General features: G+C 70.6%; 11 protein-coding genes. 7 read left to right on the forward strand and 4 right to left on the reverse strand.

Annotation, left to right across the window (positions count from 1 at the left end; genetic code table 11):
- Window positions 1–63: 63 nt before the first annotated feature.
- Window positions 64–870: a YggS family pyridoxal phosphate-dependent enzyme gene (locus CAL29_RS29340; RefSeq protein WP_094856388.1), complete on the reverse strand. Its 807-nt coding sequence runs from the start codon at window positions 868–870 to the stop codon at window positions 64–66.
- Between the two features lie 197 nt (window positions 871–1067).
- On the opposite strand from CAL29_RS29340, the gene CAL29_RS29345 reads away from it, so the two are divergent.
- The gene (locus CAL29_RS29345) at window positions 1068–2312 is read left to right on the forward strand and encodes an aminotransferase-like domain-containing protein (protein WP_094856984.1); all 1245 of its coding nucleotides are present in this window, start codon (window positions 1068–1070) and stop codon (window positions 2310–2312) included.
- A 91-nt stretch (window positions 2313–2403) separates the two neighbouring features.
- Here CAL29_RS29345 and selD read toward each other — a convergent pair whose 3' ends face one another.
- Window positions 2404–3465 carry a selenide, water dikinase SelD gene (gene selD, locus CAL29_RS29350; protein WP_094856389.1) on the reverse strand — a complete coding sequence of 354 codons (1062 nt, stop codon included), beginning with the start codon at window positions 3463–3465 and terminating at the stop codon, window positions 2404–2406.
- Window positions 3466–3586: 121 nt separating this feature from the next.
- Between selD and pap the strand changes: the two genes are divergently transcribed.
- The 6 genes from pap (at window position 3587) to CAL29_RS29380 (ending at window position 10452) form a co-directional block, all read left to right on the forward strand.
- A complete protein-coding gene (gene pap, locus CAL29_RS29355; protein WP_094856390.1) occupies window positions 3587–5071 on the forward strand; it encodes a polyphosphate:AMP phosphotransferase in 1485 nt (494 codons plus the stop codon).
- A gap of 48 nt (window positions 5072–5119) precedes the next feature.
- Window positions 5120–5584 (forward strand): HIT family protein, encoded by a 465-nt coding sequence (locus CAL29_RS29360; RefSeq protein ID WP_094856391.1) that lies wholly within the window; start codon window positions 5120–5122, stop codon window positions 5582–5584.
- An 80-nt stretch (window positions 5585–5664) separates the two neighbouring features.
- On the forward strand, window positions 5665–6135 hold the full coding sequence (locus CAL29_RS29365; RefSeq protein ID WP_094856392.1) for an STY0301 family protein: 471 nt from the start codon (window positions 5665–5667) through the stop codon (window positions 6133–6135).
- 58 nt (window positions 6136–6193) lie between these two features.
- Window positions 6194–6949 (forward strand): uracil-DNA glycosylase, encoded by a 756-nt coding sequence (locus CAL29_RS29370; RefSeq protein ID WP_094856985.1) that lies wholly within the window; start codon window positions 6194–6196, stop codon window positions 6947–6949.
- Window positions 6950–7274: 325 nt separating this feature from the next.
- Window positions 7275–9158, forward strand: coding sequence for a DEAD/DEAH box helicase (locus tag CAL29_RS29375; protein ID WP_094856393.1), 1884 nt, complete (start codon window positions 7275–7277; stop codon window positions 9156–9158).
- A gap of 121 nt (window positions 9159–9279) precedes the next feature.
- Window positions 9280–10452, forward strand: coding sequence for a class I SAM-dependent methyltransferase (locus CAL29_RS29380; RefSeq protein ID WP_094856394.1), 1173 nt, complete (start codon window positions 9280–9282; stop codon window positions 10450–10452).
- A gap of 4 nt (window positions 10453–10456) precedes the next feature.
- On the opposite strand, the gene CAL29_RS29385 is transcribed toward CAL29_RS29380, so the two are convergent.
- Both CAL29_RS29385 and CAL29_RS29390 read right to left on the reverse strand, forming a co-directional pair.
- On the reverse strand, window positions 10457–11560 hold the full coding sequence (locus tag CAL29_RS29385) for a CCA tRNA nucleotidyltransferase (RefSeq protein ID WP_094856395.1): 1104 nt from the start codon (window positions 11558–11560) through the stop codon (window positions 10457–10459).
- The gene (locus CAL29_RS29390) at window positions 11557–13860 is read right to left on the reverse strand and encodes a lytic transglycosylase domain-containing protein (protein WP_256977796.1); all 2304 of its coding nucleotides are present in this window, start codon (window positions 13858–13860) and stop codon (window positions 11557–11559) included. Before CAL29_RS29390 ends, CAL29_RS29385 begins: the two co-directional genes overlap by 4 nt.
- Window positions 13861–13877 lie beyond the last annotated feature (17 nt).

Consider the following 13877-nt stretch of genomic DNA (forward strand, 5'->3'; position numbering starts at 1 on the left):
CCGGGCACTATACGTTGCCGGGCACTACGCGTTGCCGGCTCTACACCTCGGAAACCGAAAGCCTCAGACCGCCGGGTAATCGCGCGCGCCAAAGAGCGCGCTGCCGATGCGGACCTCGGTCGCGCCTTCCTCGATGGCCAGTTCGAAATCGCCGCTCATGCCCATGGACAACCGGTCCAGGCCGCCCCGGTCGCCCTCGGCGCGCCAGGACGCGGCGGCCAGGCCGGCGGCGCGCGCCGCATCGCGCAATTCGCGCAAGCGGCGGAAGCAGGCGCGCACCGCCTGCTCGTCGTCGCTGTTCACCGCCAGCGTCATCAGGCCGCGCACCCGCAGGCTGGGATAGTCCGCCGCCAAGACGCGCAGGAAGTCCAGCAAGGCGTCGCCGTCCAGGCCGAACTTGGACGGTTCGTCAGACGTCTTGACCTGGACCAGCACGTCCAGCACGCGGCCTTCCGGACGCAGCCGGCGCTCCAGCGCCTGCGCCAGGTCCAGGCGGTCCAGGGATTGCACTTCGGCGGCCAGGGCGGCGGCGTCCTTGGCCTTGTTGGTCTGCAAGTGGCCGATCACCACCCAATCGATCGGGCAATCGGCCAATAGCGGCGCCTTCTCGCGCACCTCCTGCATCCGGCTTTCGCCGAAACGGCGCAAGCCGTGGGCGGCGGCCTCGCGTATCAGGCCGGCGCCGAAGGTCTTGCTGACCGGCAGCAGCGCGACCTCGGCGGGATCGCGGCCCGCGCGGCGGCAGGCGTCATCGATGCGCGCCCGGATGGCGGCGAGGCGGGCGGCGAAATCGTCGGCGGAATGGTTGATGGGATCCCTGACGGAATCATTGGCGGAATCATTGGCGGAATGGTTGGCGCAATCAGGCATGGCGGCAGGCAAGTACCTTCGGTTCTACTTTCAGTTCCCTTCTAGTTTAGAATCCCCGATGCCCGGCAAGCCATGCCTGCCGCGGCGGTCGTGGGACCGGCCAGCCGGCGACACGCGCGCCGCATTGCCCGCGCCGGGACGTCGTACGCAGTTTGGCCCGCCTCAGGCGGATCATCGTCCTTCCCGAAGCGACCACCATGCCGTCCTCCACCGTGCCCGAATACGCGTTCGCGGCACCTTTCACGCATCCGCCCGTCTCCCCCATCCGCCGTCTGGTGCCTTATGCCAGCCGCCCCGGCACCATCTCGATGGCGGGCGGCTATCCCGCCCAGGAATTGTTCGACGTCGCCGGCCTGAACGCGGCCGCCGCCAACGTCGGCGCCCGGCTGGCCGATTGCCTCCAGTATTCGAACATCGAGGGCCAGGCCAGCCTGCGCCACGCGCTGGCCGCCCTCTCGGCGCGGCGCGGCATCTCCTGTGACCCCGACACCGAACTGGCCGTGACCGGCGGTTCGCAACAGGCGCTGGCGCTGCTGGCGCGCGTCATGCTGCAACCGGGAGACGTCGCCTTCGTCGAAAGCCCGGGTTTCCCCAATTCGGCCCAGACCATGCGCCACACCGGCGCCACGGTGCTCACCGTGCCGTCCGGCCCGGAGGGCGTGGACGTGGAGGCGCTGGCGCGCATGGCCGAAATCCACAAGCCCAAGCTGGTCAGCGTGGTCGCCACCTTCTCCAACCCCTGCGGCGCCACGCTCACGCGCGAGAAGCGGCTGCGCCTGCTGGCGCTGGCGGTGGAACACCGCTTCCTGCTGGTCGAGGACGACCCCTACGGCGAACTGCGCTTCACCGGCGAGGCGGTGCCGCCCATCCTGGCCCTGGCCACGGGCGAGGCGCGCAACTGGGCCGCGTACATTTCCAGCATGTCCAAGACCATGGCGCCCGGCCTGCGCATCGGCTGGATGGTCGCGCCGCCCGAAGTGCGCCGCCGCTGCACCGGCGCCAAGGCCGCCGACGACATGGCCTGCTCGGCCTGGATCCAGGAAATCGTCGCGCAATACCTGGGCGACGGCGCCTACGACCGCCACGTGCCGCGCATCCGCGAGGCCTATGGATCGCGCTGCGCCGCCCTGGGCGACGCCCTGCGCGAACACATGGGCGGGGAAATCGCCTTCCTGCAGCCGCAGGGCGGCATGTTCTGCTGGGGCCGGCTGACCGGCGCCGTCGACAGCACCCGCCTGCTGCCCTACGCCATCGAGCACGAGATCGTCTACGTGCCGGGCAATGCGTTCTACGGCGACCCGGCGCAGGCCGACACGCAGGCCATGCGCCTTTCCTTCGCCACCATGAACGAGGCGCAGATCGCCGAGGGCATCGTCCGCCTGCGCCGCGCCCTGCGGGCCTGCGAGGCCAACGAGCCCGTGTCCATCGCATTGGCGGCGTAAGGCAGAGGCAGGCCGGCGCCGTCGTCCACGAGGATTGCACGGAGGCCGGCCGCGCGCGGCGCAAAGCCGGCATCGGCCGGCGCGGGCGCCGTCAGTCCACCTGGACCACCGGCTCGCCCGCCGCCATCTCGCCCACCACGGCGGCGCCGTCGAAGCCTTGCTGGGCCAGCGTCTTCATCACCGCATCCACCGCCTCCGGCGCGCAGGCGACCAGCAGCCCGCCGGAGGTCTGCGGATCGGTGAGCAAGGCGCGGGCGACGTCGTCGATGCCCGCGCCCAGCCGGATCGACGCGCCATAGGATGCCCAGTTGCGCCCGGACGCGCCGGTCACGTAGCCGTCGCGCGCCAGCTCCCGCACATCGGGCAGCCACGGCAAGCCGGCCAGGCGCAGGCGCGCCGTCAGGCCCGCGCCGCGCGCCATTTCCAGGGTATGGCCGAGCAGGCCGAAGCCGGTGACGTCCGTGATGGCGTGCACGCCGTCCAGGGCCGCCAGGGCCGGCCCGGGGGTATTCAGGCGCGTGGTGCTGGCGATCATGGCGCGGTAGCCGGCCTCGTCCAGGTGATTCTTCTTCAGCGCCGCCGACAGCACGCCCACGCCCAGCGGCTTGCTCAGGACCAGCACGTCGCCGGCCCGGGCGTCGGCGTTGCGCTTCACGCGATCGGGATGCACCAGGCCCATGGCGGCCAGGCCGTAGATGGGTTCGACCGAGTCGATGGTGTGGCCGCCCGCGACGGGAATGCCGGCCTGGGCGCACACGTCCTGGCCGCCCTTCAGGATCTGCGCGATGGTCTCGGGCGCCAGCACGTTGACCGGCATGCCGACGATGGCGAGCGCCATGATGGGAACGCCGCCCATGGCGTACACGTCGGACAGCGCATTGGTCGCGGCGATGCGGCCGAAGTCGTAGGGATCGTCGACGATGGGCATGAAGAAATCCGTGGTCGCGATCAGCGCCTGCTCGTCGTTCAGCCGGTAGACGGCGGCGTCGTCGGCGGTCTCGGTGCCCACCATCAGCCGCGGATGGGCCATGGCCGGGCCGAAGCGCGCCAGCAGGTCGGACAGCACGCCGGGCGCGATCTTGCAGCCGCAGCCGCCGCCGTGGGACAGGGAAGTGAGCCGGGGCGCGGCGCCGGCTTGGGCGTCTTGTGTCATGTGCAATCTCCAGTGCAGGCAAGCATAGCACCGGGCCCGCCGCCGGAATCGCGCGGCTTGCCGCGGCTGGCCTTATGGTTCAACATCCCCCGCACCGACAACCTTCCCCACCGCCGACCGCATGTTCGCCGAAGCCGAAGCCGACCCCACTCTCAGCCGCGAAGCATTCAAGAAAGAGGAGACCAGGCTGCGCACCGCCCTGGTCAAATCGCAATACGCGCAACTGCAGGCCGGCGAACGCGCCCTGCTGATCGTGATCGCCGGCATCGACGGCGCGGGCAAGGGCGCCACGGTCAACCTGTTGAACGAGTGGATGGACCCGCGCCACATCCTGACCCAGGGCTTCGGCGCGCCGGACGAGCTGGAGCGGCAGTACCCGCCCCTCTGGCGCTACTGGAACGCCCTGCCGGCGAAGGGGCGCACGGCCATCGTCTTCGGGTCCTGGTACGCGCCGCTGTTGTTCGAGGGCGCGCGCAAGCGGCCCGACACCGACCGCCTGGACGCCCTGGCCGCCTCCATCCGCCGCTTCGAGGACCAGTTGTCGGCCAACGGCGTGCAGATCCTCAAGCTCTGGTTCCACCTGTCGCCCGAGGCGCAGAAGACGCGCAGCAAGCGCCTGCTGGCCTCGCCGGAGACCGCCTGGCAGGTCCTGCCCGAGGACCTGCTGGTGCAGAAGCATTTCGACCGCCTGCGCGAGTCCGGCCATCACGCGATCAGCAGGACCGACCGCCCGCATGCGCCCTGGGTGGTGATCCCCAGCGCCGACGACAACATGCGCGCCGTGTCGGCCGCGCGGGCGGTACTGCACGCGCTGCGGCGCGGCGCCGTCCGCGTCCCCGCGCCGTCGCCCACGCCCGCCGACGCCGGCGCGCGCCGGTCCGGCCGCCGCGACGTGCTGGGCAAGCTGGACTATCGCGGCAGCATCGACAAGGACGACTACGAAGACCGCCTGGGCGTGCTGCAGGGCCGTCTGGCGCGCGCCCTGCGCGACCCGGCTTTCCGCCAGCGCGCCCTGGTCCTGGCCTTCGAGGGCCAGGACGCCGCCGGCAAGGGCGGCGCCATCCGCCGCGTGACGCAGGCGCTGGACGCGCGGCGCTACGAAATCACGCCCGTTTCGGCGCCGTCGCCACACGAACTGCTGCGCCCCTATCTCTGGCGCTTCTGGCGCCGCGTGCCCCGCCAGGGCCGCGTCGCCATCTTCGACCGCTCCTGGTACGGCCGCGTGCTGGTCGAGCGGGTCGAGGAACTGACGCCCGCGGCGGCCTGGAAACGCGCCTATGGCGAGATCAACGACTTCGAATCGCAACTGGTGGGACACGGCGCCATCGTCCTCAAGTTCTGGCTGGCGATCAGCCGCGAGGAACAGCTCAAGCGCTTCCGCGAACGCGAGAAGTCGCCCTACAAGACCTTCAAGATCACCCAGGACGACTGGCGCAACCGGCGCAAGTGGCCGGCCTACCTGGGCGCCGCCAACGAGATGATCGCGCGCACCGACACCCTCGCCGCGCCGTGGCGCATCGTCGCCACCGACGACAAGCGCCTGGCGCGCCTGCAGGTGCTGGAACACATCGTCGAGCGCGTGGAAAAAGCGCTCGGACGCGAATGATCTTGGTATAAAGCGTCTTATTCCCAGCCAGCCCACGGCCCGACGCCCATGACCACCCTGCATCCCGACTGTCCTCTCTGCCAGCAAGCCGGCGGCGACGTGCTCTGGCGCGGCGACCATCTGCGCGTGGTGGAGGTGGACGACGCCGACTACCCGGGCTACACGCGCGTCATCTGGAATTCGCATATTTCCGAGATGACCAGCCTTTCGCGCCATGGCCGCGAGCTGCTCATGCAGACCGTGTGGACCGTGGAGGAGACGCAGCGCGAGATTTTCCATCCGGACAAGGTCAACCTGGCCTCGCTCGGCAACATGGTGCCCCACCTGCACTGGCACGTGATCCCGCGCTGGCGCGGCGACCGCCATTTCCCCGACGCCGTCTGGGCCGCGCCGCGCGTGGCGCCGGGGTCCGAAACCGAAGAATGGCAGGCGCGCATGACGCGCGTGCGGGGCCTGATGCAGCGCTACCGCAACCGTCTGCTCGAAGCCCTGGACGCCATGCCGCGCCATTGAATCCTCGGCCGCGCCGGCCCGTCCCTCGACGCGGCGCGCGCGGCCATCGGCGCCGCCGCGCCGCAGCCACAGGAATCTCCATGCCGAAGTCCACGCCACGCACCGTTTCCGCCCGCCTGCCGCTGCTGCTGGGCGCGCTGCTGCTCGCCCCGGCGGCCTGGGCCGCGCGCCCCGTCAACAACACCCCCTGCCCGCCGATGATGCAGATCGCGCAGACGCCCATCGCCACGCCGCCGGGCTGGTCGCTGATGGCCGATCCCCGCCGCGACGCCAACCACCACCTGCAAGCGGTCACCTTCTTCTCCGGCGATCCCGAGGACATGGCGGCCCTGTCGCCGGACATCGAGAAGCGCACGCCTAAGGGCTATTCCTCGACCTGGCGCTTCCAGCAGCACGGCCAGCAGCAGAGCTACTGGATAGGGTGCAGCTACACCGACACCAACCTGCTCGCGATTCGCAAACTGGCCAGCAACATCAGCCAATGCGACATGACCCAGTACCTGAGCGACCGCCGGCGCCCGGGCGGATCGGTGGATATCGTCTGTTATTGAGGGATCGACGCCCGCCCCCCACGCGCGGCGGGCCGCCGGCTTTGGCACAATGGCGACCATGCCGAACGACAACCGCCTGACCATTCCCCTCGCCACGCAACTCGCCGGCCTGCCCGACGCCTGGGCGGCCGCCCTGCGCGAACCCGCCGTGGCCCAGGCCCTGGCGCAACTGGACGCGCTGGTCGCGCGCCGCCTGGCCGAGGGCGCCACCATCTATCCCGCCGAACCCTTCCGCGCCCTGCACGGCCTGGCGCCGGCCGACGTGCGCGTGGTGATCCTGGGCCAGGACCCCTACCATGGGCGCGGCCAGGCCCAGGGCCTGGCCTTCTCGGTGCCGGACGACGAGCGCCGGCCGCCGAGCCTGCGCAACATCCTCAAGGAAATCGCCGCCGAATATCCGGGCGTCCCGGTCGCCGCCAACGACCTCACCCCCTGGACCCGCCAGGGCGTGCTGCTGCTGAACACCTCGCTGACGGTGGAGGACGGCCAGCCGGCCTCGCACGCCAAGCGCGGCTGGGAAGTGGTCACCGACGCCCTGATCCGCCTGGTGGCCCGCGAGCCGCATCCCAAGGTGTTCATGCTGTGGGGCGCCCACGCCCAGGCCAAGCAGGCGTTGTTGCCCCCGGACAACAGGCATCTGGTCCTGACGGCCAACCATCCTTCCCCCCTTTCGGCCCTGCGCCCGCCGCAGCCTTTCCTCGGCTGCGGCCACTTCAAACGCGCCAATGAATGGCTCCAATCCCAAGGGCAAAAAATTGTCGATTGGGGTTTGCCCGATAAAAAGCTGGCATTACAAACAGAATTCACGTTATGATTTGCGCGCTGCACCAATAAAGTTTCGGCACTTTCCCGCGCCTTCGTCCGGTTTCCGCATCTGGCACTCGCCTTTGCGCACCGCGTCTCCGGGTCCGGTAGTCATGCAGTCGCCGCCGGGTAAAACAGATTCCCGGCCCAAGCCGAACTTCATCGCTTCCTGACCTCCTTTCCTTTCGCCCTGCGTTCAGTTTCCAGGAACGCGCCCCGCGCATGGTTGATCCGGTCGGCTTCGATGCTCACTCAACCGCGCCAGGACCCGGCCTCCCATCCCTTCAGCCGTCCGCGCATTTTTGTTGCCGCTTATCAAGCGGCAAGGGCTAGTAATGTCTTTCGAATCCTTGGGACTCGCTCCCACCCTGTTGTCCGCCCTCGAAGCCGCGGGTTTCAACGCCCCCACGCCCGTCCAGGCCGCCGCCATTCCGCAGGCCCTGGCCGGCCATGACCTGATGGTCTCCTCGCAAACCGGCAGCGGCAAGACCGCCGCCTTCATGCTGCCCGCGCTGAACCGCGTCGCCAAGCAGCCCGCCAACAAGGGCTCCGGCGTGCAAGTGCTGGTGCTGACCCCGACCCGCGAACTGGCGATGCAGGTCAACGACGCCACGCGCGCCTACGGCCGCAACATCGCCGACCTGCGCACCACCATCGTCGTCGGCGGCATGCCCTACGGCGCCCAGCTCAAGGCCCTGTCGCGCCGCGTCGACGTGCTGGTAGCCACCCCGGGCCGCCTGCTGGACCACCTGCAAGCCGGCCGCGTCAAGCTCAATACCGTGCACACCCTGGTGCTCGACGAAGCCGACCGCATGCTGGACATGGGCTTCATCGAGGACATCGAAACCATCCTCAGCCGCCTGCCGGCCGAACGCCAGACCCTGCTATTCTCGGCCACGCTGGACGGCAGCGTCGCGCGCCTGGCGGCCAAGATGATGCACGAACCGCAGCGCATCGAAATCGCCGGCGCGAAGGAAAAGCACGGCAACATCACGCAGAGCCTGCTGTACGCCGACGACCTGGACCACAAGAAGCAGTTGCTGGACCACGTCCTGCGCGACGCCACGCTGGACCAGGCCATCGTCTTCACCGCCACCAAGCGCGGCGCCGACGACCTGGCCGGTCACCTGAGCGACCAGGGCTTCGCCGCGGCCGCCCTGCATGGCGACATGAACCAGCGCCAGCGCACCCGCACGCTGGGCCTGCTGCAACGCGGCCAGTTGCGCGTGCTGGTGGCCACCGACGTGGCGGCGCGCGGCATCGACGTGCAAGGCATCAGCCATGCCGTCAACTACGACCTGCCGATGCAGGCCGAGGACTACGTCCACCGCATCGGCCGCACCGGCCGCGCGGGCCGCGACGGCCTGGCCTTCACGCTGGCCACCCACGCGGAACGCCACAAGGTGCGCCGCATCGAGCATTTCATCGGCCAGACCATCGCGCCGCAAGTCATCGCCGGCCTGGAACCCAAGCGCGCGCCGCGTCCTTATGAAGGCGAGCGCGGCGGCAAGCGCCCCTTCGCCGGCAAGCGCCCGCAAGGCCGCGGCCGTCCCTTCGAAGGCGGCGACCGTCCCCGTTCGTTCGGCGGCGGCGACCGTCCGCAAGGCGGCTGGCGCGGTAGCGATCGCCCGGCCTACGAGCGGTCGCAGCGTCCGGAAGGCGGTTTCCGCAGCGAAGGCGGCTTCCGCGGCGAAGCGGAAGGCCGCTCCGGCGGTTTCCGTGCCGAACGCAGCGAGCGCGGCGGCTTCCGTACCGATGAGGCCTTCCGCTCCCACGCGGACAGCCGTCCCGGTGGCTTCCGTCCGGAAGCGGGTGGTCGCCCCGGTGGTTTCCACCGTGAAGGCGGCGCTCGCCCCGAGGGTGGCTTCCGTCGTGAAGGCGGCGCCCGCCCCGAAGGTGGCTTCCGTCGTGAAGGCGGCGCCCGTCCCGAAGGCGGCTTCCGTCGCGAAGGCGGCGCCCGTCCGGAAGCGGATGGCCGCCCCGGCGGCTTCCATCGTGAAGGCGGCTCGCGTCCCGAAGGCGGCTTCCGCCGCGAAGGCAGCGCCCGTCATGAATCGGAAGGCCGTCCCGGCGGTTTCCGCGCCGAGCGCCGCGAAGGCGCCGGCGGCCGCGCCGCGGGCGAAGGTTATGCCCGCCCGGCCCGTCCGGGTTTCGAGAAGCGCGCCGGCGGTCCCGCCAAGCGTTTCGACAAACCGGGTTATGCCGGCCGCCGCGACTAAGCGCTTACTCCCCTTTGTTGGATACCAGCCGGGCGGTAGCCCGGCGGTCGAAGCGGAATTCCCCATTTGCTGAAAAAATGGGGGTTCCGCTTTTTTGCATTCATCGTCCCGACGCCGCCGCATGACACCCCACCCCGCCTTCGAGTTCGACCCCGATACCCGCGCCCATGGCGAACGCGTCGCCCGCCACCTGCGCCAGGCCATCGCCGGCGCCGGAGGCTGGCTGCCTTTCGAGGCCTGGATGGCCGAAGCGCTGTATGCACCCGGGCTGGGCTATTACGCCGCCGGCAGCGCCAAGCTGGCCGAGGCCGCCAATGGCCAGGCGCCGACCGGCGACTTCGTCACCGCCCCGGAATTGACGCCGCTGTTCGGCCAGACGCTGGCCAACCAGGCGGCACAGATCCTGCGCGCCAGCGACAGCCTGGACGTGTTGGAATTCGGCGCCGGCAGCGGCGCGCTGGCCGCCAGCGTCATCGCCGCGCTGGACGCGCTGGGCCTGCGCGTGCGCTATGCCATCGTCGAGGTCTCCGCCGACCTGCGCGCGCGCCAGCAACTGCGCCTGGCCTCGCTGGGCGACCGGGTCGCGTGGCTGGACCGCCTGCCCGAATCGTTCACGGGCTGCGTGCTGGCCAACGAAGTGCTGGATGCGATGCCGGTCGACCTCTTCCGCTGGGACGAACAGGAAACCCTGCGCCAGCGCGGCGTCGCCGTCGATGCCGAGGGCGGCTTCGTCTGGGAGGACCGGCCCGCGGCGGCGGACACCGCGCGCCGGGTGGCCGAGCGGATGCCGCCGCTGGCGGGCTATGTCTCCGAAATCAACCACCAGGGCGAAGCCTGGGTGCGCGGCCTGGGGCAATGGTTGCAGCGCGGCGGCGCGCTGCTGTTCGACTACGGTTTTCCGCGGCGCGAGTACTACCACCCGCAGCGCACCGGCGGCACGCTGATGTGCCACCTGCGCCACCATGCGCACGCCGATCCCTTCCTGGCGCCGGGCTTGCAGGACATCACCGCCCACGTCGATTTCACCGCCATGGCCGATGCCGCGCTGGAAGGCGGGCTGGACGTCCTGGGCTACACCTCCCAGGCGCGCTTCCTCATGAATGCCGGCCTGATGGAACGGCTGGCCGGCCTGGACCCCAGCGACGCCGCCGCCTATGCCCGCATCGTGGCGCCGGTGCAGAAGCTGCTGTCCGAAGCGGAGATGGGCGAGCTGTTCAAGGTCCTGGCCGTCGGCCGCGGCATCGACGGGCCGCTGCTGGGCTTCAATCGCGGCGACCGGCGCGACACGCTGTAGGGGATCAACCCGCCTCGCGCAGGGCCCGCAGGCGCGCGGCGCGCAGCGCGGGCTTGATCTTCGCCGGATCGCCGCCTTCGGCCCGGGCGATGGCGCCGGCGTCGATGGCGCGCACCCTGGCGACGCGCGCCGACCAGGCGTCGACGTCGACCGGGCGCACGATGGCGGCGGCCCTGAGCAGATCCAGGTAGCGCTCGGGCTTGCGCAAGGCGTCGCAACGCTCCATCAGGTCCAGTGCGGCGGCATCGTCCGCGCCGGCATCCAGCTCGGCCAGCACCACCGGCAGCAGGCGCGCCTCGTCCGTACACGCCGCCGGCACGCGCAGCCGCGCGCCCAGCGCCGCGGCGTCCGCCGCATGGCGGCAAAGCAGGGCCCAGCGCCCCGGCAGCGGCAAACCGGCCGCGGCGGCGCGGTCGAGCTCCGCCCCGGTGTCCTTGGCCAGTCCCAGGCCCGGCAGCACGCGCGGCAGCGCGTCGCTGTCGCGCAGCACGTCCAGCATGCGCGACGGCGCATCGTTCATCAAACCGCGCGAAATCTCCTTCCACACCCGCTCCGGCACCAGCGCATCCGCTTCACCCGCCGCCACCATCCGGCGGCAAAGGGCCAGCGTCTCCGGCGCGACGGTGAAATCCGCGAACCGCGCCGCGAATCGCGCCAGCCGCAGGATGCGCACCGGGTCTTCCTCGAAGGCCGGCCCGACGTGGCGCAGCACGCGCGCGCGCAGGTCCGCGGCGCCCCCCAGCGGATCGATCAGGCCCCCGTCGGCGGCGCGGGCAATCGCATTGACGGTGAGATCGCGCCGCCGCAGGTCGGCTTCCAGCGTGACGTCGCTGCCGGTATAGAAAGTGAAGCCCTTGTAGCCCCACCCCGATTTGCGCTCGGTGCGCGCCAGCGCGTATTCCTCGCGCGTGACCGGATGCAGGAAGACGGGAAAATCGCCGCCGACCGGCAGGAAGCCGCGCTTGGCCATCTGCTCCGGCGTGGCGCCGACGACCACCCAATCGCGGTCGCCGGCGGGCTGGCCCAGCAGCTCGTCGCGCACCGCGCCGCCGACGACGTAGACGGCCAGGCCGGCCGTGGCCGGATCGTGGGCGGGACCGGCGCTCACGGCAAGGGTATCGGCTCGGCGGCCTGCGGCGAGATCAGGCCCAGGCGCTGCTTCAGCGATTGCGGCTGGCCGGTGAACATCGCCGCGTAGTAGGTGGCGTTGGACATCACGTTCTTCACGTAGGTGCGCGTCTCGGTGAAGGGGATGGTCTCCGCGAAGATGGCGCCTTCCACCGGATGGTTCAGCGTCGAGCGCCACAGGATGGGCCGCCTCGGCCCCGCGTTGTAGCCGGCGCTGGCCAGCACCTGCGAGCCGCCCAGGTCCTGCAGCACCATGTTCAGGTAGTTGGTGCCGAGGATGGTGTTGGTGTCGAAATCGTTGACGCTGGCCGGCGTGAAGTTTTCCATGCCGATCTTGCGCGCCACCCACTTGGCGGTGGACGGCATCAACTGCATCAGGCCGGAGGCGCCGACCGAGGAGCGCGCGTCCATGATGAAACGCGATTCCTGGCGAATCAGGCCGTAGACCCAGGCCGGGTCGAGCGATATCTCGTTGGCCTTGGCGGCCACGCGGCCCTCGAAAGGCGCGATGAAGCGCTGGGTGAAGTCGAACTGCTTTTCGGTGCGGTCCGAGGTGTTCACCACGCGGTCGTAGATGTTCTCGGTGCGCGCCAGCTCGGCGGCGGCCAGCAACTGGCGGTCGTCCATGCCGCGTATGGCGAAATTCCACTCCGGCACCGCCTCGGGCCGCCAGCCCAGGTGGAACAGGGCGATCGCGCGCTGCAAGCCGGGATTGGCGCGGGCCTGGGCCAGCTCCTGCGCGGTGACCGGCGCCGCGCGCGGCGGCACGGTGATCGGCCGGCCCAGTTCCTCGGCCGCCAACTGGCCGTAGAAATTGAACTGGTCGGCGATGCCAGCATACATGCGCCGCGCCTCTTCCTTGTGGCCGGTGGCGGCCAGGCCGCGCGCATACCAGTAGATCCAACTGGGATCGGTGCGGTCGGAGGCCGGCATCGCGTCGATGCTGGCCATCACCCAGCGCCAGTCGATCTTGGGCTGGCGCAGCGCGGCGCGCACCTTCCAGGCCTGGTTATAGGAGGTCATGCGGATGTGGCCGGCCTCCACGTACCAGTCGTGGGCCCGCGTATCCAGGTTGAGCACGGCCACCAGCGCATACTGGCCGCGCAGCCACGCGACGTTCTCGCGCGGCAGGCTCTTGGCCCATTCGCGGCGGAAATAGGCGTCGGCCACGTCCAGGTCCTTGCGCGGCAGGCGCGCCAGGGCGATGGTGACCAGTTCGGTATCGGCGCGCGAGCGCGGCGGCTTGGGCTGCTTGACCAGCCACTTCATCGGATCCCGCATCAAGGCGTCGTACGCCTTCATCTGGCCGGGATCGAACATGTAGCCGGCGAACTTGCCGGCATCCGACGTCTTGTTGTTCTCGATGGCGTCGCGCAACTGCGGTTCGAACTGCTCCCAGCCCAGCACCTTGTCGGCCGCCAACTGGTCGTAGAGCGTCCAGCACCAGGGCCCGGGCGCGAACACGTCCATGGCTTCCCGCGCGCTCACCTTGCGGCCCGTCATGTAGCGGGCGTTCAGGATGGCGCATTCGGTCTGCGGACCGCTGTTCTTCACCGGCCCCAGCTTGTTGACCGTATCGAAGTCGCCGGAGCGCGCCGCGACCAGCAGCCAGTCCTGGCGCAGCTTGTCGCCCAGATAGGAATCGGCATAGCGGCGCACGAAATTCTGCAGGTCGGGCGTGGGCCGCTGGTTGGCGGGCAGGTTCCAGAGCTGGTAGCGCAGCAGCCAGTACTCCGGGTACATGCCGAGGAGGTCGGACCGCGCCTGCGGCACCGTCATGGCCAGCACCGACCATTGCTTGCGCTGCATGGCGTCGCGCGCGGCGATCACGGCCTGCTGCGCCATCGACGGCGCGGAAGCGGACGGCAGCGGCGCCTCCTGCGGCGCCGGGATGCCGGGCATGGCAGGAACCCCGGGCGTGGCGGGCACGGCGGGTGGCAGGACCGGCGCCGGCATGCCGGGCGCGGCCGGCGTCGGGGCCGGGGCCTGCAAGCCCGGCGCGGCGGGCGCCAGCGCGGGGGCCGGCTGCACCGCGCCCAGGTCCTGCTGGAGCGTGGAGGGCGGCGGCGGATTCGCGCCGGCTCCCGGCTGGCCGACGGGCTGGGCCGTCGCCACGGCCACGCCGTTACGCGCGGACGTGCGCTGCTGCGCGTCGACAGGCGCGCAGGCCACCGCCAGCAGCGACAGCAGGGGCAACAGGCGGCGCCATGTCCGCGCCTGCTCGACGCATGGGGATTTCTGATAACGTCCGGATTCCAGGCCGAGTCTCCTTAGCGCCACGCCGCATCACCTGTACG

The organism is Bordetella genomosp. 10 (genome assembly GCF_002261225.1).
GTDB lineage: Bacteria > Pseudomonadota > Gammaproteobacteria > Burkholderiales > Burkholderiaceae_B > Bordetella_C.

Coding starts and splice junctions, on each gene's coding strand:
- CAL29_RS29340 (WP_094856388.1), bottom strand. CDS start 870: ATGCCTGATTGCGCCAACCATTCCGCCAATGATTCCGCCAATGATTCC.
- CAL29_RS29375 (WP_094856393.1), top strand. CDS start 7,275: ATGTCTTTCGAATCCTTGGGACTCGCTCCCACCCTGTTGTCCGCCCTC.
- CAL29_RS29370 (WP_094856985.1), top strand. CDS start 6,194: ATGCCGAACGACAACCGCCTGACCATTCCCCTCGCCACGCAACTCGCC.
- CAL29_RS29360 (WP_094856391.1), top strand. CDS start 5,120: ATGACCACCCTGCATCCCGACTGTCCTCTCTGCCAGCAAGCCGGCGGC.
- pap (WP_094856390.1), top strand. CDS start 3,587: ATGTTCGCCGAAGCCGAAGCCGACCCCACTCTCAGCCGCGAAGCATTC.
- CAL29_RS29345 (WP_094856984.1), top strand. CDS start 1,068: ATGCCGTCCTCCACCGTGCCCGAATACGCGTTCGCGGCACCTTTCACG.
- CAL29_RS29380 (WP_094856394.1), top strand. CDS start 9,280: ATGACACCCCACCCCGCCTTCGAGTTCGACCCCGATACCCGCGCCCAT.
- selD (WP_094856389.1), bottom strand. CDS start 3,465: ATGACACAAGACGCCCAAGCCGGCGCCGCGCCCCGGCTCACTTCCCTG.
- CAL29_RS29365 (WP_094856392.1), top strand. CDS start 5,665: ATGCCGAAGTCCACGCCACGCACCGTTTCCGCCCGCCTGCCGCTGCTG.